This window comes from Streptodolium elevatio, assembly GCF_053592165.1.
Window position 1 is genome coordinate 1 of record NZ_JBSFVE010000007.1, and the last position, 18915, is coordinate 18915.

The 18915-nt window shown below is 72.5% G+C and carries 19 protein-coding genes; 14 read left to right on the forward strand and 5 right to left on the reverse strand.

Annotated elements, in window-relative coordinates:
- Positions 1–1312: 1312 nt before the first annotated feature.
- Positions 1313–1531: a cold-shock protein gene (locus ACWD12_RS15005; protein WP_450099900.1), complete on the reverse strand. Its 219-nt coding sequence runs from the start codon at positions 1529–1531 to the stop codon at positions 1313–1315.
- Positions 1532–1909: 378 nt separating this feature from the next.
- The gene (gene cofC / locus ACWD12_RS15010; protein WP_450099901.1) at positions 1910–2608 is read right to left on the reverse strand and encodes a 2-phospho-L-lactate guanylyltransferase; all 699 of its coding nucleotides are present in this window, start codon (positions 2606–2608) and stop codon (positions 1910–1912) included.
- 426 nt (positions 2609–3034) lie between these two features.
- On the opposite strand from cofC, the gene ACWD12_RS15015 reads away from it, so the two are divergent.
- The 3 genes from ACWD12_RS15015 to ACWD12_RS15025 all read left to right on the forward strand — a co-directional run bounded on the left by ACWD12_RS15015 (position 3035) and on the right by ACWD12_RS15025 (position 6209).
- The gene (locus ACWD12_RS15015) at positions 3035–3916 is read left to right on the forward strand and encodes a lysophospholipid acyltransferase family protein (protein WP_450099902.1); all 882 of its coding nucleotides are present in this window, start codon (positions 3035–3037) and stop codon (positions 3914–3916) included.
- The gene (locus tag ACWD12_RS15020) at positions 3913–4926 is read left to right on the forward strand and encodes an NAD(P)H-dependent glycerol-3-phosphate dehydrogenase (protein WP_450099903.1); all 1014 of its coding nucleotides are present in this window, start codon (positions 3913–3915) and stop codon (positions 4924–4926) included. The genes ACWD12_RS15015 and ACWD12_RS15020 overlap by 4 nt, the downstream gene beginning before the upstream one ends.
- 113 nt (positions 4927–5039) lie before the next feature.
- Positions 5040–6209 (forward strand): D-alanine--D-alanine ligase family protein, encoded by a 1170-nt coding sequence (locus tag ACWD12_RS15025; protein WP_450099904.1) that lies wholly within the window; start codon positions 5040–5042, stop codon positions 6207–6209.
- A gap of 14 nt (positions 6210–6223) precedes the next feature.
- On the opposite strand, the gene ACWD12_RS15030 is transcribed toward ACWD12_RS15025, so the two are convergent.
- Positions 6224–6847 (reverse strand): DUF3515 domain-containing protein, encoded by a 624-nt coding sequence (locus ACWD12_RS15030; RefSeq protein WP_450099905.1) that lies wholly within the window; start codon positions 6845–6847, stop codon positions 6224–6226.
- A gap of 112 nt (positions 6848–6959) precedes the next feature.
- Entirely contained in the window at positions 6960–7196 is a 237-nt protein-coding gene (locus ACWD12_RS15035; RefSeq protein WP_450100084.1) for an Lrp/AsnC ligand binding domain-containing protein, read from the reverse strand.
- Positions 7197–7467: 271 nt separating this feature from the next.
- On the opposite strand from ACWD12_RS15035, the gene ACWD12_RS15040 reads away from it, so the two are divergent.
- Both ACWD12_RS15040 and thiD read left to right on the forward strand, forming a co-directional pair.
- The gene (locus ACWD12_RS15040; RefSeq protein WP_358361631.1) at positions 7468–8418 is read left to right on the forward strand and encodes a thiamine-phosphate kinase; all 951 of its coding nucleotides are present in this window, start codon (positions 7468–7470) and stop codon (positions 8416–8418) included.
- Between the two features lie 77 nt (positions 8419–8495).
- Complete coding sequence (thiD, locus tag ACWD12_RS15045) at positions 8496–9290, forward strand: bifunctional hydroxymethylpyrimidine kinase/phosphomethylpyrimidine kinase (protein WP_358361629.1); 795 nt, start codon at positions 8496–8498, stop codon at positions 9288–9290.
- A gap of 145 nt (positions 9291–9435) precedes the next feature.
- Here thiD and rpmB read toward each other — a convergent pair whose 3' ends face one another.
- Positions 9436–9630 (reverse strand): 50S ribosomal protein L28, encoded by a 195-nt coding sequence (rpmB, locus tag ACWD12_RS15050; protein WP_450099906.1) that lies wholly within the window; start codon positions 9628–9630, stop codon positions 9436–9438.
- A 283-nt stretch (positions 9631–9913) separates the two neighbouring features.
- On the opposite strand from rpmB, the gene ACWD12_RS15055 reads away from it, so the two are divergent.
- The 9 genes from ACWD12_RS15055 (at position 9914) to mutM (ending at position 18913) form a co-directional block, all read left to right on the forward strand.
- Complete coding sequence (locus ACWD12_RS15055; protein ID WP_450100085.1) at positions 9914–11635, forward strand: DAK2 domain-containing protein; 1722 nt, start codon at positions 9914–9916, stop codon at positions 11633–11635.
- A 106-nt stretch (positions 11636–11741) separates the two neighbouring features.
- The gene (gene recG, locus ACWD12_RS15060; RefSeq protein ID WP_358361626.1) at positions 11742–14000 is read left to right on the forward strand and encodes an ATP-dependent DNA helicase RecG; all 2259 of its coding nucleotides are present in this window, start codon (positions 11742–11744) and stop codon (positions 13998–14000) included.
- 133 nt (positions 14001–14133) lie between these two features.
- Positions 14134–14703 carry a 16S rRNA (guanine(966)-N(2))-methyltransferase RsmD gene (gene rsmD / locus ACWD12_RS15065; RefSeq protein ID WP_358361623.1) on the forward strand — a complete coding sequence of 190 codons (570 nt, stop codon included), beginning with the start codon at positions 14134–14136 and terminating at the stop codon, positions 14701–14703.
- A 70-nt stretch (positions 14704–14773) separates the two neighbouring features.
- On the forward strand, positions 14774–15256 hold the full coding sequence (gene coaD, locus ACWD12_RS15070; protein ID WP_358361620.1) for a pantetheine-phosphate adenylyltransferase: 483 nt from the start codon (positions 14774–14776) through the stop codon (positions 15254–15256).
- A gap of 59 nt (positions 15257–15315) precedes the next feature.
- Complete coding sequence (locus tag ACWD12_RS15075) at positions 15316–16242, forward strand: ATP synthase subunit B family protein (protein ID WP_358361618.1); 927 nt, start codon at positions 15316–15318, stop codon at positions 16240–16242.
- Between the two features lie 207 nt (positions 16243–16449).
- Positions 16450–17049 (forward strand): YceD family protein, encoded by a 600-nt coding sequence (locus ACWD12_RS15080; protein WP_358361615.1) that lies wholly within the window; start codon positions 16450–16452, stop codon positions 17047–17049.
- 2 nt (positions 17050–17051) lie between these two features.
- Entirely contained in the window at positions 17052–17225 is a 174-nt protein-coding gene (gene rpmF / locus ACWD12_RS15085; RefSeq protein WP_358361612.1) for a 50S ribosomal protein L32, read from the forward strand.
- 20 nt (positions 17226–17245) lie between these two features.
- Positions 17246–17995: a ribonuclease III gene (gene rnc, locus ACWD12_RS15090; protein ID WP_358361609.1), complete on the forward strand. Its 750-nt coding sequence runs from the start codon at positions 17246–17248 to the stop codon at positions 17993–17995.
- Positions 17996–18016: 21 nt separating this feature from the next.
- Complete coding sequence (gene mutM, locus ACWD12_RS15095; RefSeq protein WP_450099907.1) at positions 18017–18913, forward strand: bifunctional DNA-formamidopyrimidine glycosylase/DNA-(apurinic or apyrimidinic site) lyase; 897 nt, start codon at positions 18017–18019, stop codon at positions 18911–18913.
- The last annotated feature ends 2 nt before the right edge of the window (positions 18914–18915 follow it).

Genomic DNA, 18915 nt, shown 5'->3' on the forward strand with positions numbered 1-18915 from the left:
CCCCACACGCTCAACCCCCCGCGCCCGCGGCCGTCCCCACTGTTGGTGGGGGCCGCCCCCCCCCGCGTCCGGAACCCCGCGTTCCGCACAGGCGACGGAGACGGGGCGGACACGCGGGTCGGAGACGGGGGCGGCGCACCCCGGCCGGGCGTCGGCGGGGGCCTGACGGGACAGGGCCGTTCGGGCGCGATCCGCCTGCGCGGCGCGGGAACGGGTCCGGCCGAGCCGGGGACGGGACTTCTACGGGCCGGCCCGTACCGGGCCTTGTGGCCCGCGTACACGGGCACTTCGCGGTCCGCGGGCCCCGGGGTGGGAGCCGCGGTTGCGGACTGCATTGAACGCCGCGGCATCTGACCCGGCGAACGACGGCCCCCAGCCCGGGGCTCCGGCGCCGCGCGTGGCGTGGCCGCGGTCGCCGAGGACCTACGTGGCTGCGGCCAGGACTCGACGGGCTCAAGGCATCAGGGCTTCAGGGCTTCAGGCCCTTCGGGCCTACGGGCCTACGGGTTTGGCAGAGGCGTCGGTTCGGGTGGGGTGGGGGCGGACGTGCCTGTCGGAGTCCTCGGGACGGTCCCCGGACGCAGCTCGGCCACCCCACGGCCGCCGCCGCGGCCCGCAGTTGCCGGATCGTCACTGCGAGTTGGCAAACCCGCGACACGAGAGGCCGGGGCACATCTCGGCTGGGCGGCTCTCGGAGCGGTGCCCAAAGCTGCGGAGCGAGAGGCAACTGGACGCCGTCGGTGCGCAGTTGCCGGGCCATGCCCCCGAGTTGGGCTCGGCGCCGACCGCCGGGTGCTCCGTACGCCCTCGATCCCTTCCGTGGCACCGCTATTCGCACGCTTGTTCGTGGGCGCGTCGACCTGGTGGGCCAACTCGCGGAGCGTTGGGGCAGGGGAGCCGGGGGAGTTGGACGATCGGCGGTCGCGCGTCACCGCACCCCGTTCACGCGCGACCCATACGCTGCAGGGCCGTTCGGGTACGGCACCAGTCCCGCCAAGCCCTCCGACCGCCTTGAACCCCTCGGGTACCACCGTGCCGTCTCAGGGCGCCGGCGCATCGCCCGTGACTCGCCGCGCCGCCGCCGCGCCCCGTGCGCGGCGGGGCTGTTGGGGTCGCTCGGCCCGGCGCGCTCGCGGCTCGCGAGTACGTTCGAGGCCTGCGGGGCGGGTGAGTTGCGGGTCGAGTCGTTGGGCCATCGGGGTGGCAGTGGCTACTCGGAAGGCGGAAAACCGGGGGGACGGGAGGCACTTGCTGCCTCCCGCGCGGCGCCCGGGGCGCGTTTGCTTAGGCCGTACGGGTGTTCGGCGGGTGGTCACACATGCGGATCGGACAGCGTGGCGATCGTCAGGAATACCGCGGTGCGCTTCGGCCCTTCGCCTTCGACCTTGAGCCGCACCCGCTGGCCGGGCCGCAAGAGCCGAAGCCCCGAGGCGTCGAACGCCGATGCGGGGTAGGGGAGCGCGCTGCCGTCGTCGAGCAGCACGGTGCCCGACCGGGTGGCGGCGTCGAATGTGTGCACGGTTCCCTGCATGGCTCGAGGGTACGGCCCGCCGTGACCGACGCCGGCAACGCTGTACGGCCCGCTGAGGCCGCGAAGTCTCCTGTGGGCTACTGCGAGGTGCCGGAGGCCACGAACGGGCGTCCAGTGGGCCACTACACGCCTTCTCGGGCCCGCGGCCTTGATCGTGTACCGCCGCACCGGCTTCGCCGGACCCTCCCGAGCCGCGAAACCGTCCGGGGCGAACCGCGCGTGGCCCTGCCGCCTCGGACCGCGGCCGCGCGACCGCAGCCCTGCGGGCCGCAACCATCCGGGCCTCAGCCCAGAGGGGCGCAGCCCTTGGTCGGGCAGCCCGCACCCAGCAGCCCGACTTCGGCAGCGGACGTCAGGAGCGGACGTCAGGAGCCGACATCAGCAGCCCGCCGTCAGCAACGGCAGGACCGTCCACGTCCGCGGGCCGACACCCAGCTCGACCGCGCGCGCGAGGTCCTCGACGGTGTCGACGTCCCGGCGTACCGAATCGACACCCGGCGGCCTGAGTTCGTGGGCCCCTGAGGCGCGGTGCCGGGCCCGGGAGGCGCCGCCGAAGGCGGGCGCGAGCGGAACTCCCGGGGAAGCCGCCAGCAGAGTCGTGCCGATGCCGGCCGCATCCGGCAGGAACGAGCGGTGGTACGCGCTTGCTTGGCCGAGCACCCGGTCCAACTCCGCGGAGCGCAGCGCGGGCAGGTCGGCGGACAGCGCCGCGATCCCGGTGCCCGGCCAGCGCCGCCCGGCGAGTGCGGCACCGTGCGCGAGCGCCGCGTTGAGCCCGCCGCCCACGTCGGCCGCGGTCTCCGCGCCCTGCGCGCGCACCGCCTCGGCGACCAGCGGGTCGTCCGTCACCACCAGGACCCCGTCGACGCGCCCGCATGCCAGCGCCGCGCGTACCGTGTCCGCGGCGAACGCCAGGGCGAGTTCGCCGCGGTGCTCCCCGGTCGCGGGGGCCAGGCGGCTCTTGGCGATCGGCAGGGGCTTCACGGGCACCACCAGCCGCCAGTGGCGCGGTGCGGGCGGGACGACCGGAAGGCCGGGGCGTACCGCGAGGCCAGGGGTCACCCGGGGTTCGCGCATCCGTCCTCCCTGCGTCTCGCTGTTCCTGTCGTGCCCAAGGCTTGTCCAAGCCTTGCCCGGCGTGCTCGATCGACTCGATCGAGTGGGCTCAAGCGTGCCCAACCTTGCTCATCTGTGCTCGTATGCCGTGCCCTTGTGTGCCCGGATCCGCCCGCTCGATCGTCGGTGCGCGACCTCGTGCCGGACGCCCGTTCGAGGCCGGTAAAAGCATTGCTCCGGACTCCGCCGGTGCGTTGGACGTGCGCCTTTCTCGACATCGCGACGATTCTCACGGGAAACTACGGGCATCGACCGGGGCGCGGGGGGTTGTGCCCGGGGGCGATCACACCATGGTGTTCCCTTGTACATAATCGGCATCCGCTCAGCCCGGTCGCCCATTGTGTGAGCAGGGACACGGCGCAACACGACTCAGGAGGCTCGCTACTGATGGCCCGGAGAAGGATCGGCTTCTGGTACCGCGTCGTGGTCGTGGTGGTCAAACCCCTGCTCCTGGTGTTCACCAAGCGCGACTGGCGCGGGATGGAGCACATCCCCGTGGAGGGCGGCTTCGTCACCGCGGTCAACCACATCAGTTATGTCGACCCGCTGACTTATGCGCATTTCCAGTACGAGTCCGGCCGTGAGGCGCACTTCCTCGCGAAGTCCTCGCTGTTCAAGATCCCGGTGGTGGGCCGCATCATCAAGGGCGCCGGCCAGATCCCCGTCTATCGCGATTCCGCCGACGCCGCGCTGGCCTTCCGCGCCGCGGTGGAGGCGGTCGAACGCGGCGACTGCGTGGCCGTCTACCCCGAGGGCACGATCACGCGCGACAAGGCGCTGTGGCCCATGCAGGGCAAGACCGGTGCCGCGCGCATCGCGCTGACCACCGGCGCTCCGGTGATCCCGGTCGCCCAGTGGGGTGCCCAGGACCTGCTGGCGCCGTACGCCAAGCGCCCCCGCCTCCTCCCGCGCAAGACCATGAAGGTGCTCGCCGGACCGGCCGTCGACCTCGACGAGTTCCGCGGCCGCGAACTGACCGCCGATGTCCTGCGCGGCGCCACGGACCGCATCATGGACGCCGTGACCGAACTGCTCGCCAAGTTGCGCGAAGAGCCCGTCCCGCCGCGCGAGAGCCGCCGCAAGGCCAAGAACACGCCCGGACCGCAGGCGGATCCGGCGGCGACCGGCCCCGCCGAGGGGGACAAGCCCGTGACCGGCCCCGCCGCCGAGAGCCCCGCCGAGACTCTCGCCGAGGCCCCCGCCGAACCCCCGGCCGAGCGCCCCGCGGAGCGCCCGACCGAGCGCACCGCCGAGGGCGGCGCCGCATGACGCGCTGCGCGGTGTTCGGCGCCGGCTCCTGGGGGACGGCCTTCGCGATGATCCTCGCCGACGCGGGCTGCGACGTGACGCTGTGGGCGCGCCGCGCCGAGGTCGTCGACGCGATCAACGACGACCACCACAACCCCGGCTACTTCCCCGGGGTCCGCCTGCCCGAGACGGTCACCGCGACGGTCGACCCCGGGAAGGCCGCCGCGGGCGCCGACTTCGTGGTGCTTTCCGTGCCGTCGCAGTCGCTGCGCGGGAACCTCACCGCATGGGCGCCGCTGCTGCCCTCCGACGCGGTTCTGGTGAGCCTCATGAAGGGCATCGAACTCGGCACCGCCAAGCGCATGAGCGAGGTCATCGGCGAGGTCGCCGGCGTCGCCGAGGACCGCGTGGCGGTCGTCAGCGGGCCCAACCTGGCGGCCGAGATCGCCCGGCGCCTTCCCGCCGCGAGCGTGGTCGCCTGTGCGGACGAGGACGTCGCCCGCAGGCTCCAGGCCGCGTGCATGACGCCGTACTTCCGGCCGTACACGAACTCCGATGTGGTCGGCTGCGAACTCGGCGGCACCGTCAAGAACGTCATCGGCCTCGCGGCCGGCGCCGCCGACGGCCTGGACCTGGGCGACAACGCCAAGGCCTCGCTCATCACCCGCGGCCTTGCCGAGACGATGCGCCTCGGCGCCGCGATGGGCGCCGACCAGCACACGTTCGCCGGTCTCGCGGGCCTGGGCGACCTGGTGGCGACCTGCTCGTCGACGTTGTCGCGCAACCACACCTTCGGCATGAACCTCGGGCGCGGCATGACGCTCGACGAGGCCACCGCCGCGACGAGCCAGACCACCGAGGGCGTCAAGTCGTGTGTCGCGGTGCAGGAACTCGCGCGCCGGCACGGCGTGGAGATGCCGATCGTCGACACCGTGGTCGCGATGGTGAAGGACGGCAAATCCCCGCGCCTGGCGGTCAAAGAGCTCATGTCGCGCAGCGCCAAGCCGGAGAGGTACGACGTCGACGGCTGACGCCGACACCGACGCGGACGTCACCCCCCGACGCCGAACACCGACGCCGAACCCCGACGTCCGCGAGGTGCCTCCCAACGCTCGCACACATGTGGCAGTAGGGTTTTGCCACCATGAACGACGTCACCCCCGCTTCCGGCACCCCTGGCACCACCGGCACCCCCGCCGGCGGCACGCGTCCGCGCGTCGCCGTCGTGTTCGGCGGGCGCAGCTCCGAGCACGCGATCTCCTGCGTGACCGCGGGCAGTGTGCTCGCCGCCATCGACCGGGAGAAGTACGACGTGCTCCCGCTCGGCATCACGCAGGACGGCCGCTGGGCCCTGGTCGCCGACGCCGCCGAGCGCCTCGCGATCGGCAACTCCGGGCGGCTGCCGGACGTCACCGACGTCGCGGAGCCCGGCGGTTCCGTGGTGCTGGCCGCCGACCCGACGCAGCGCGAGCTCACGCTCGTCGAGACCGGGCAGGTCACCGACCTGCTCGGCGGCGTGGACGTGGTGTTCCCGCTGCTGCACGGCGCGTACGGCGAGGACGGCACCATCCAGGGCCTGCTGGAACTCGCGGGTGTGCCGTACGTCGGCTCGGGCGTGCTGGCCAGTTCGGTCAGCATGGACAAGGAGTACATGAAGCGGGTGTTCGAAGGCTTCGGCCTGCCGATCGGCCCGTACACGACGATCCGCCCGCGCGACTGGGAGCGCGACCCCGCCGCGGTGCGCGAGGCCGTCGCGGCGCTCGGCTTCCCGGTGTTCGTCAAGCCCGCGCGCGCCGGTTCGAGCATGGGCATCAGCAAGGTCCACGACATCGACGCGCTCGACGAGGCGATCGAGACCGCGCGCAAGCACGACCCCAAGGTCATCGTCGAAGGCATGCTGACCGGCCGCGAGATCGAATGCGGCGTACTGGAGACCCGGGACGGCGCGATCGCGAGCGTCCCGGCGGAGATCCGGGTGCGCGGCGACCACGAGTTCTACGACTTCGAGGCCAAGTACCTCGACGACGTGACCGAGACCGACGTGCCCGCCCTCCTCACGGACGAGCAGACGCGCGAGGTGCAGCGCATGGCGGTGGCCGCGTTCGATGCCCTCAGCTGCGAAGGTCTCGCGCGCGTCGACTTCTTCCTGCTGGACGGCGGCGGCGTGGTCATCAACGAGGTCAACACCATGCCCGGCTTCACCCCGGTGTCGATGTACCCGCAGATGTGGAAGGCGAGCGGGGTCGAGTACCCGGAGTTGGTCGACCGCCTCATCAGCGCCGCGCTGGAGCGCCCGAACTCACTTCTGCGCTGAGCGGGTTCGCGGCGTCAGCCACTGCCCATCGTGGCCGGCACGGTCCGCTTCACCGGTTCCGCGAGCGCGGTGAGCGGACCGGTCTGCTGGCCGAACTTCGCCGGCACGGTGACCTCGATGTTCACCTCGCGGTGCAGCGTCGTGAAGCGCACGCCCTTCCCCTCGCCGAGGAAAGTGAACGACCAGTCGACGCCGTTGACGCCCGCGACGTTCTGCGCGGGGTCGTAGCGCGGGTCGTCCGGGCGCAGCGAGACCGGCGTCGGCACCCCGCAGCGCAGCACGACCGCCGGGTCGCCCCACGCCGCGATCAGGTCGGAGTCCGGGACCGTCTTGCGCGACTCGGCGTCCAGCACCTTGTCCGGCAGCTGGTCCTGCAGGTCGCGGCAGATGCGGTCGATCTCCGCGCGGACCTCCGCCGGGGGCTGCGGCAGCCGGACCTTCACCGGGTCCGGGTCGCCGTCGAGCAGCGTGATGGCGGTCAGCAGCAGGCCGCCGGCGACCACGGCGCCGGGCACCACGTACTTGAGCAGCCGGGGGCGCGGGTCGGACCGTACGGGTGCCGGTTCGGCGGCGGACCCGACGGGGGCCGGCGTGGGGGATTCGGGCGCGTCGGGAGCGGGCGCGTCGGGGTCGGTCACGTGCCGATCCTAGGCACCGCGCCGGAAGGCGCGGGATGCGGGGCACGCAAGGTGCGGGGCACGCGCGCCCGAGGGTGCCCCGCTCGTCGTCGGCCGGGAGCTTGCGCGCGGGTCAGCCGAGGTGCACCACCGGGCACGTCAGGGTGCGCGTGATGCCCTCGACGCGCTGCACCTTCGCGACGACCAGGCGTCCGAGTTCGTCGACGTCGGAGGCCTCGGCGCGCACGATCACGTCGTACGGCCCGGTGACGTCCTCGGCCGCGGTGATGCCCGGCAGCGCGGCGATCTGCCGGGCCACCGCCGCCGCCCGACCGACCTCGGTCTGGATCAGGATGTATGCCTGTACCACCACGGCCTCCCGGCACGCCAGGATTGAGGGGATCCGCGCGGCCCCCAGGAAGGGGACCCGCCACCGCGCCGCGCGGTTCGGCGCGGTCGGATGCAACCATTGTCGACCGCGTGGACGCGGGCGACCATGTCGCGGCCGGACTTCAGGGGAAGTTTGTGCAAACTTTCGATGTGTCGGGAGCGCCGCCCGCCTGCGCATTTGAGCACTTCAGCGACCAGATCACGACATCACCGGACCGGCGACCGGACACCGACAGGACGGGACACCACCCATGAGCGGGACGTTGGGCGACCTCGGCGAGTTCGGCCTCATCGGTGCGCTCACCGAGCGGGTCCCCACCGGCAGACACGTGCCGCTGGGGCCCGGCGACGACGCGGCCGTGGTCGCCGCGCCGGACGGGCGCGTCGTGGCCACCACGGACCTGCTGGTCGAGGGACGGCACTTCCGGCGCGACTGGTCGACCGCGTACGACGTCGGGCGCAAGGCCGCCGCCCAGAACCTCGCCGACATCGCGGCGATGGGGGCGGTCCCCACCGCGCTGCTCGTCGGCCTGGTGGGCCCGGCCGAACTCCCGGTGGCGTGGGCGCTCGAACTGTACGACGGGCTCCGCGACGAATGCGCGGTCGTGGACACCGGCGTCGCGGGCGGCGACGTCGTGCGCGGCAGCTCCGTCATGATCTCGATCACCGCGCTCGGCGACCTCCAGGGCCGCGCCCCCGTCACCCGCGCCGGCGCCCGCGCCGGGGACATCGTGGCGGTCGCCGGATGGCTCGGTTGGTCCGCCGCCGGGTTCGCGATCCTCAGCCACGGCCACCGCAACCCGCGTGCGTTCGTCGAGGCGCACCGGCGGCCCGAGCCGCCGTACGAGGCCGGCCCCGCCGCCGCCCGCCTGGGCGCCACCGCGATGCTCGACGTCAGCGACGGCCTGATCGCCGATCTCGGCCACCTGGCCCGGGCCTCCGGCGTACGCCTGGACCTGCGCAGCGAGCTGTTCGACATCCCGGCACAAATGCGCGACGTCGCACGGGCGCTGGGCGCGGACCCGCTGCAGTGGGTCCTCACCGGGGGTGAGGACCACGCACTCGTCGCGACGTTCCCGGCCGGGACCGCGCTGACCGCGCGGTGGCGGGTCGTGGGACAGGTGGCCGGCGGCGGCCCCGGTGTCACCGTGGACGGCGAGGAGTGGTCCGGCGGGGGCGGCTGGGACCACTTCGGCGGATGACACCGGCCCGGCCCGGCAAGGTGGCCGGGCGGCATGGCCCGGTGGAGGCGTCCAGGCCGGTCGATAGGCTGGCAAGCATGGTGCAGACTCCCGCCCGCGTGCTCACGATCGCGGGTTCCGACTCCGGCGGCGGCGCCGGGATCCAGGCCGACCTGAAGACCATGCTCGCCCTCGGCGTGCACGGCATGAGCGTCATCGCGGCCGTCACCGCGCAGAACTCGCTCGGCGTCCAGGGCTATTGGGAGCTGCCGCCCGAGGCGGTGCGGGCGCAGTACCGCAGCGTCGTCGACGACATCGGTGTGCAGGCGGTCAAGACCGGCATGCTCGCGTCGCCCGTACTCGTCGAGACCGTCGCCGAGCTGCTGGCCACGCAAAAGGCCGCGGTCGTGGTCGACCCTGTGTCGGTCTCCAAGCACGGCGACGCGCTGCTGGCCGAGGAGGCATTGGATGCGGTACGCGGCAAACTGCTGCCGACCGCCACCGTCGTCACGCCCAACCTGTTCGAGGTCCAGCAGCTCACCGGGCTCGAGGTGCGCGAGGAGGCCGACATGCGCAAGGCCGCGGAGGCGGTCCTCGCGTTCGGTCCGGAATGGGTGCTGGTCAAGGGCGGGCACCTGAAGGGTGAAGCCGCCGACCTGCTGTTCGACGGCTCGCGCGAACACTGGTTCCGCAGCGACCGCTTCGACAACCGCCACACGCACGGTACGGGGTGCACCCTGGCGAGTGCGATCGCGTCGTACCTCGCCCTGGGCCGTGACGTGCCGCGTGCGGTGGGTGCCGCCAAGGAGTACGTGACGGGCGCGATCCGCGAGGGCTTCCCGCTGGGGGCCGGGATCGGGCCGGTCGACCACGGCTGGCGGTTCCGAGCCTGACGCGCGGCGTCCGCGCACGACAAGCGGGCACCCGCACAGCACGCGGGCGGCGCCCGCACACCGCACAGGCGGCGGGCCCCGGCCCCCGGGCACAACGAAGAGCCGGACCACCGCGCGGTGGTCCGGCTCTTCGGTTCAGCTCAGGTCAGCGGGTAACCTTGCCCGCCTTGATGCACGAGGTGCAAGCGTTCAGGCGCTTCGGCGTGCCGCCCTGTACCGTGCGGACCGTCTGGATGTTCGGGTTCCAGCGACGGCGGGTGCGGCGGTGCGAGTGCGAGATGTTGTTGCCGAAACCCGGCCCCTTGCCGCAGACGTCGCAGTTGGCAGCCACGGGAGACACTCCAAAGACGAATAAGGATTGCGCGTACGTTCACGTGCCGGCAGGTGCCAGGCAACCGAGGAAGAGTAACCGACGAGCGGGTGGGGACGCCAATCCGCGCTTGCGGGCATCGCCCGCGCTACGAGCAATACCCAAGTGGGCGACAACGGACATCCGACAGAACTCGTCACGCTTCGCCGCCAGCTTATCGCATGGTCGTCGGCACCTTCCCGGGCCCCTGGGGCGGATACGCTGCACCAGCAACTACGGGCGGAGCGCATCCGAGGAGAACGGCGAGGTGGGCGTGCTGGGAGAGCTGGACGCTCCGGCGGTACGCCGCTGGTGCCGGGCCGGGCTACAGCAGCTTGGGCGCGCGCGCGAGGAGATCGACGCGCTCAACGTCTACCCGGTGCCCGACGGAGACACCGGGACGAACCTCTTCCTCACCCTCGAAGCGGGCATGGCCGAGGTCGAGGCCCTGTTCAACCGCGAGACCCGTGAGAACCGCGAGACCCGCGAGAACCGCAACGGCCCCGAAGCGCGCGAAGCACGTGACGTGCGCGACGTGCGCGACGGCGACGAACCCGACCTCCCCGGCACCATCCGCGCGCTGGCCCACGGCGCGCTCATGGGGGCACGCGGCAATTCCGGTGTCATCCTCAGCCAGCTCCTGCGCGGCATGGCCGACCAGGTGGAGGCCGAGTACCGCGACGCCCTCGCCGACGGCGCCGAGCGCGCGAGCGGCCCCGTCCTGCGGCGGGCGCTGCGGCGGGCCGCCGAGGAGGCGTACGTCGCTGTGGCCCGCCCGGTAGAGGGCACCATGCTGACCGTGGCGCGCGCCGCGGCCACCGGGTGCGAACAAGCCGACGACGACCTCACCGCGGTCGTACGCGGCGCCGCCTCCGCCGCCCGCGACGCCCTCGCGCGCACCCCCGAACAATTGGACGTCCTGCGCCGCGCCGGAGTCGTCGACGCGGGCGGCCGCGGCCTGTGCGTGCTGTTCGACGCGCTCGTCGCTGTGGTCACCGGCGAACGGCCGACCGCCCCGCGCGCGCATGTGCCCGTACCGAAGGCCCTTGAGCCCGAGGCGCGTTGTGCCGAGGACCCGCAGGCGCCGTCCTTCGAGGTCATCTACCTCCTCGACGCCCCCGACGACGCCATCCCGGCGCTGCGCACGCGCCTCGACGGCCTCGGGGACTCGCTCGTCGTGGTCGGCGGCGAGGGCCTGTGGAACGTGCACGTCCACGTCGACGACGCGGGCGCCGCTGTCGAGGCCGGCGTCGAGGCGGGTCGCCCGCACCGCATCCGCATCACGCACCTCGCCGTCTCGGACGCGGTGCCGCACGACGGGGCGCGGGTGGCCGCCGGGCGCGCGATCGTCGCGGTCGTCCACGGCGACGGCCTGGCCGCACTGTTCACCGAGGCCGGCGCACATGTGGTCGAGGCCGGCCCGGGGCGCGCGCCGTCGACCGGAGCGCTCGTCGAGGCCGTACGCGCGACCGGCGCCCGCGAGGTGGTGCTGATGCCGAACGACCCGGACGGCCACGCGGTCGCGGGCGTCGCGGCCGAGCAGGCGCACGCGTACGGCATTCGTGTGCAGGTGGTGCCCACCAAGGCCGCCGTCCAGGGGATCGCCGCCCTCGCGGTGCACGAGCCCGGGCGCCGGTTCGACCAGGACGTCGTCGGCATGACGTCGGCGGCCGGCGCGACGCGGTACGGCGCCCTCACCACCGCGACGCGCGAGGCGTGGACGATGGCCGGCGTCTGCCAGGCGGGCGACGTCCTCGGCATCATCGACGGCGACATCGCGGTCATCGGGCAGGACCTCGCCGAGACCGGCAAGACCGTGCTCGACCGCATGCTCGCCGGCGGCGGCGAGCTGGTCACGCTGGTCACCGGCGCGCAGATCGACACCGGCCTCGCCGACCAGCTGGTCACCGCGATGCGCGCGGGCCGCCCGGAGGTCGACGCCGTCGTCTACAGCGGCGGCCAGTCCGTCTACCCGCTGCTGATCGGCGTCGAGTAGCGCCGCGCTCGGGGGAATGCCCCTGCTTGTCCGCCCCGGCGGGTAACGTCGCCAAGGCCGCTTGGCACCCCCCGTCGTCGGTCAGCCAGGGAGAACGTACGCCGTCATGTCCCGCCTCGATGAACCGCTGGCCAAACTGGTCGGGGACCGGACCGCGAAGGTGCTGGCCAAGTCCCTCGGTCTCGGCACCGTGGGCGATCTGCTGCGCCACTACCCGCGCCGGTACGCCGAACGCGGCCGCCTCACCGACCTCTCGCGCCTCGAAGTCGACGAGCACATCACCGTCATGGCCGAGATCGCCAAGGTGACCGCCCGCCAGTTCCGCAACCGCCGCGGGAACCTCCTCGAAGTGGTCGTCACCGACGGTCGCGGCAACCTCAAGCTGACGTTCTTCAACCAGGCCTGGCGCGAACGCGAACTCCGCCCCGGCATGCGCGGCCTCTTCTCCGGCAAGGTCGCCCGCTTCCGCGACGAACTGCAACTCAACCAGCCCGACTACCAGTTGATGGACCAGGACGACGAGGACGACTCCGGCGCCGCGCAGATGTTCGCGGGCGCCCTGATCCCGGTCTACCCGGCCGCCGCCGCGATGCCGTCCTGGAAGCTGGCCCAGTGCGTACGCGTCGCCCTCGACACGCTCGGCGAGGTCGGCGACCCGCTCCCCACGGACCTCCTCACCCGCCGCGACATGCCCGGGCTGCGCCAGGCCCTCCAGTGGATCCACCTGCCGTCGTCATGGCCCGAGGTCAACGCCGCCCGCGACCGCCTCAAGTGGGACGAGGCCTTCGTCCTCCAAGTCGCCCTGGCCCAACGCCGCCTCGCCGCCCAGTCCCAGACCGCCGTTTCCCGCGAGGCCCGCCCCGACGGCCTGCTGACCGCCTTCGACGCCCGACTCCCCTTCACCCTCACCGAAGGCCAGGTCAAAGTCGGCACCGAGATCGCCGCCGACCTCGCCGCCGAACACCCCATGCACCGCCTTCTCCAGGGAGAAGTCGGCAGCGGCAAGACGATGATCGCCTTGCGGGCGATGCTGACGGTGGTGGACGCGGGCGGGCAGGCGGCGTTGTTGGCGCCTACCGAGGTGTTGGCGCAGCAGCACCACCGGTCGATCGTGGAGATGCTGGGCTCGCTCGCCGAGGGGCCGGGGATGCTGGGCGGGTCCGAGGTGGGCACGAAGGTGTCGCTGCTGACGGGGTCGATGGGGGTGCCCGCGCGGCGGGCCGCGCTGCTGGACCTGGTGACGGGTGAGGCCGGGATCGTCATCGGGACGCACGCGCTGATCGAGGACAAGGTGAAGTTCCACGACCTGGGGCTCGTCGTCGTGGACGAGCAGCACCGGTTCGGCGTGGAGCAGCGTGACGCGCTGCGCGGCAAGTCGGAGCGGCCGCCGCACCTGCTGGTCATGACGGCGACGCCGATTCCGCGGACCGTCGCGATGACGGTGTTCGGCGACCTGGAGACGTCCGTACTGGACCAACTCCCCTCGGGGCGCTCGCCGATCGCGACGCACGTGGTGCCGGCTCGGGAGAAGCCGAAGTTCCTGGACCGGGCGTGGGAGCGCGTACGCGAGGAGGTCGCCAAGGGGCACCAGGCGTACGTGGTGTGTCCGCGGATCGGCGACGAGGAGGACGCGCCCAAGCCGAAGAAGAAGGCGAAGGGCAAGAAGGCCGCCGAGGAGGATCTGCCGCCCGAGGCCTATCTCGACGATCCGGACGACATGGGGGCGGACGCGGACGACGGCGGCGAGAAGCGGCCGCCGCTGGCGGTGCTGGACGTCGCGGCGGGGCTGGAGAGCGGGCCGCTGCGGGGGCTGCGGGTCGGCGTGCTGCACGGGCGCATGGCACCGGACGCGAAGGACGACGTGATGCGTCGTTTCACGGCCGGCGAGTTGGACGTGCTTGTCGCGACGACGGTGATCGAGGTCGGGGTCAACGTCCCGAACGCCACGGTCATGGTGATCATGGACTCCGAGCGGTTCGGCGTCTCGCAGCTGCACCAGTTGCGCGGGCGCGTCGGGCGCGGGAGCGCCCCCGGGCTGTGCCTGCTGGTCAGCGACATGCCCGCCGGGACCGCCGCGCGCGAGCGACTGGACGCCGTGGCCGCGACCCTCGACGGGTTCGAACTGTCCCGCATCGACCTCGAACAACGCCGCGAAGGCGACGTGCTGGGCGACGCGCAGTCCGGCAGCCGTTCGTCGCTGCGCATGCTCGCCGTCGTGCGCGACGAGGACGTGATCGTGGCCGCGCGCGACGAAGCCTCCGAAATCGTGGCGCGCGATCCGGAGTTGACCGAGCACCCGGACCTGCGCAGCGCGCTGGCCAGCCTGCTGGACGAGGACCGGGCGGAGTATCTGGACAAAGGCTGAGCGGCGGCGCGCCCTCGCGGGAGGCGGTACGCGGGACCGCCCGGCCGGCGGCGGTCGCGTGATCGCATCCGCCCGCGCCCGCTAGCGTGGTGCGCATGAACGACCTGACGACGGCAGCGCCGGGGCTTCGCCCATGACGCGGGTGATCGGCGGCTCCGCGGGCGGTCGGCGCCTGGCCGTGCCGCCCGGCGAGGGGACCCGGCCGACCTCGGACCGGGCCCGCGAGGGGCTCTTCTCGACGCTGGTGTCGTTGCGCCGCAGCCTGTCCGGCGCGCGGGTGCTGGACCTGTTCGCGGGCTCGGGTGCGGTCGGCCTCGAAGCGCTGTCGCGCGGGGCCGCGCACGCGCTGCTGGTCGAGTCCGACGCGGCGGCCGCGAAGGCCGTACGCGCCAACATCGCCGACCTCAAGCTGCCGGGCGCCGAGCTGCGGATCGCGCGGGCGGAGCGGGTGGCCGCCGAGCAGGCGCCACCGGAGGCGTACGACATCGTCTTCCTCGACCCGCCTTACCAACTCCCGGGCGCCGACGTGGCCGCGTTGCTGACCGCGCTCGCGGCGGGCGGCTGGCTGGCCGCGGAGGCGCTGGTGGCCGTCGAGCGGGCCACGCGCGGCGGGGCGTTCGAGTGGCCTGCCGGGTTCGAGGAGATCAGGTCCCGGCGATATGGCGAGGCGACGCTCTGGTACGGTCGCGCCGCGCGCTCGTAACCGGGGTCGGCCAGAGCCCGGAACGAGCCCGAACAGGGCCTCAGGACCTGCGATCGAGGGGAAGAAACCCGTGCGTCGAGTCGTCTGCCCCGGGTCGTTCGACCCGGTGACCAACGGGCACTTGGACATCATCGGCCGGGCGTCCAGCCTGTACGACGAGGTCTACGTCGCGATCGGCTTCAACCGCTCCAAGCGGTCCGGCCTGTTCGATGTCGAAGAGCGCGTCGAGATGATCGAGGAAGTCACCGCCCACTACGGCAACGTCAAGGTCGAGGCGTTCGAGGGACTGCTCGTCGACTTCTGCCGCCGACGCGGCATCCCGGCCATCATCAAGGGCCTGCGTGCGGTGACCGACTTCGACTACGAGCTGCAGATGGCTCAGATGAACTACGGTCTGACAGAGGTCGAGACGCTTTTCGTCGCGACCAATCCGCTCTACAGCTTCCTGTCGTCCAGCCTCATCAAAGAGGTCGCGACCTACGGAGGCGATGTGTCCGGATACCTGCCGCCGACCGTGTTGCAGCGCCTGACCGAACGGTTGGACGCCAAGTAAGGCGGCTCCTGCTCGTACGCTGTGGTGTCTGACCGGCACCGGGAGAGAGAGCAACGCCAGTGGACGTATCCCCGAAGCTCGACGAGCTGATCGCTCTGGTCGAGAGCGCCCGTTCGATGCCGATGTCGGCCTCGTGTGTGGTGAACCGGGCCGAGGTCGTCGCCCGCCTGGAAGAGGTCAAGAACCTCCTGCCGGAGGAGATGGCGGAAGCCCGCCGCATCATCACCGACCGTGACGCGGTCATCGACGAGAGCCGCCGCGAGGCGGAGCGCGTCGTCGCCGGGGCCCGCGAGGAGCGCGGTGCGCTGATCGCCGACACCGACGTGGCCCGCGAGGCGTACGCCGAGGCCGAGCGCATCCTGACCGCGGCCCGCCTGGAGGCCGAGCGCATCCGCGGCGAGGCCGACGACTACGTCGACCAGAAGCTGGCCAACTTCGAGGTCGTGCTCACCAAGACGCTGTCCGCCGTCGGGCGCGGCCGCGACAAGATGCGCGGCCGCAAGGCCATCGACGACCTCGGCGCGTACCTCAAGGCGCAGGACGAGGCCGAGGGCACCGGCCAGCACCAGGTCGGAAGCCTCCAGGCGCGCCTCGACGCCGACGAGAACGCCCCCTTCCTGGGCCAGTCCGCGCCGGTGCCCGCGCAGCAGCAGGGCGGCTACCCCGAGCAGCCCCAGCATCCCCAGCAGCCGCAGCACCCCCAGCAGCCGCAGTACGTGCCCGCGGCCGCGGCCCCGCAGCAGGGCGGCTACTACGACCAGGGCTACCAGCAGCAGCCGGTGTACGACCAGGGCGGCTACGAGTCCGGCGGCTACGAGATCCCGCAGTACCAGCAGCAGCAAGGCCAGTACGGGCAGGGCGGCGTACCGCAGCAGGGCGGCCACGTCGAGCAGCGCTACGACGCGGCGCTCGACGAGACGAGCTTCTTCGACACCAGCCTGATCGACGTGCGCCAGTTCAACCCGGACGGCCGCCAGGGCGGCTGACCGCCCCGCCGGCCGCCGCCGTACCGCTCTTCGCGCGGCCGCCCGGCCTCGCGGGGTCGGGGCCCGTCGCCCCCGTTTGGGGGACGGGCCCCGACTTGCGATAGTCTTGTGGACCGGCCCTGCTTGGGATGCCTGCCAAGGCGACCCCGGGGCCGACAATTATGACCGCCACACCTCCCTCCGGAACCGGGGCGAGGTGTTCACCGCATGAGGCAGGACACCCTGGAACGCCTGGACCACCGCAGCCCGCTCGTCGTGGACACACGAGAGCTGGGTCGTCGGCCTGGGTCCATGCGCAAGGTGTCCCGCGAAGTGCCGGCTCCGGCGGACATGAAGATCGAGGTGATCGGCGTCCCCGAGGGTGTGCCGCTCGAGCTGGATCTCCGGCTCGAGGCGGTCATGGAAGGGGTGCTGGTCTCCGGCGTCGCCGAGGTGCCGTTGGCCGGTGAGTGCGTACGGTGCCTGGAGCCGCTTGAGCGTCAGCTCAAGGTGGAGTTCCAGGAGCTGTACATCTACCCGGACAGCGAGACCGAGGAAGACGACGCACCCCGGCTCGTGGGCGACCTGTTCGACCTGGAGCCGGTGCTGCGCGACGCGGTGGTGCTCGCACTGCCGCTCGCACCGGTGTGCCGCGAGGATTGCGGCGGGCTGTGCCTCGAGTGCGGGGTTCTGCTCGACGAGAACCCAGGGCATTCCCACGACACCGCCGACCCCCGGTGGGCGGCCTTGCAGGGCCTCTTCGACGGATCGACCGCCGAAGCCGACGACAACGGTGCGTCTCGCGCCGATGAGAACCAGGAGAAGTAGCCGTGGCTGTTCCGAAGCGGAAGATGTCGCGCAGCAACACCCGCCACCGCCGCAGCAACTGGAAGGCTGTCACGCCGAACCTGGTGACCTGCGACAGCTGCCGTCAGCCCAAGCTGGCCCACATTGCCTGCCCGACCTGCGGCACCTACAACCGCCGCCAGGTCCTCGAGGTCTGATTCCCGGGTAGGTCGTCCCGGTGACGGACTCGCTTGCGAAGTACGCGGATCTGGAAGGGCGGCTCGGCTGGACAGTCGACGCCGCCCTTCTGGAGCGCGCACTCACACATCGTTCGTATGCGTACGAACACGGTGGCCTTCCCACCAACGAGCGCCTGGAATTCCTGGGCGACTCGGTGCTGGGCCTTGTGGTCACCGACACCCTCTACCGCGCACACCCCGAGCTGCCCGAGGGCCAGCTCGCGAAACTGCGTGCCGCGGTGGTCAATTCGCGCGCCCTCGCGGGGGTGGGCCGCAAGCTCGACCTGGGCCGGTTCATCCGCCTGGGCCGCGGCGAGCAGGGCACCGGCGGCCGCGACAAGTCGTCGATCCTCGCCGACACCCTTGAGGCGATCATCGGCGCGGTCTACCTCGACCAGGGCCTGGACGCCGCCTCCGAGCTGGTGCACCGGCTGTTCGACCCCCTTATCGAGGCGTCCGCGGGTCTCGGCGCGGGCCTGGACTGGAAGACCAGCCTCCAGGAGCTGACCGCCGCGACCGGCATCGGCGTACCCGAATACGTCGTGTCGGAGACCGGACCGGACCACGAGAAGACCTTCACCGCCCTCGCGCGCGTCGGCGGCGTCGATTACGGCACCGGCGTCGGACGCAGCAAGAAGGAAGCGGAGCAGCAGGCGGCGGAGAGCGCGTGGCGCGCGATCCGTGCGCAGTACGGCGACGGCACGACGCCGGTCAACGGCGCGGCGCCGGAGTCGACCAAGGCCAACTGAGCTTCCCCCCGGAGGTCGAGCGTGCCCGAGTTGCCCGAGGTCGAGGTCGTACGCCGGGGCCTGGAGCGCTGGGTCGTCGGCCGCACCATCGCCTCCGTCGAGGTGACGCACCCGCGTGCGGTGCGCCGCCACACGGCGGGGCCGGACGACTTCGCCGCGTCCCTCAAGGGCGCCCGGGTCGAGGCGGCCATGCGCCGCGGCAAGTACCTCTGGCTCCCGCTCACCCCTCGCGACGCGGACGCGCCCGAGGACGCCCTGCTCGCGCACCTCGGCATGAGCGGCCAACTGCTGGTCAACGACCCGGCCACGCCGCGCGAGAAGCACCTGCACGTGCGCTTCACCTTCACCGACGGCGGCCGCGAGCTGTGGTTCGTCGACCAGCGCACTTTCGGCGGCGTCTCCGTCGAACGCGGTGGCGCGGTCCTGCCGCCGTCGATCGCGCACATCGCGCGCGACGTCCTCGACCCGCTGTTCGACGACGACGCCTTCCACGCGGCGCTGCGCCGCCGCGACTCCGAGCTGAAGCGCGCGCTCCTGGACCAGTCGCTGGTGAGCGGCATCGGCAACATCTATGCGGACGAGGCCCTGTGGCGCTCCCGCCTGCACGGCGCCCGCTCCACGGCCACCGTCACCAAGCCGCAGACCGCGCTGCTGCTGGCCTCGGTCCGGGACGTCATGAACGACGCGCTCGCCGTGGGCGGCACGTCCTTCGACAGCCTGTACGTCAACGTCAACGGGGAGAGCGGCTACTTCTCCCGCTCGCTCGACGCGTACGGCCGCGAAGGCGAGCCCTGCAACCGCTGCGCGACGCCCATCCGGCGCATCACCTTCATGAACCGCAGCAGCTACTTCTGCACGAAGTGCCAGCCCACCCCGCGCCCGCGCCGCACGCCGATCGTCCGGCCGGTCGCCGGGTAGTC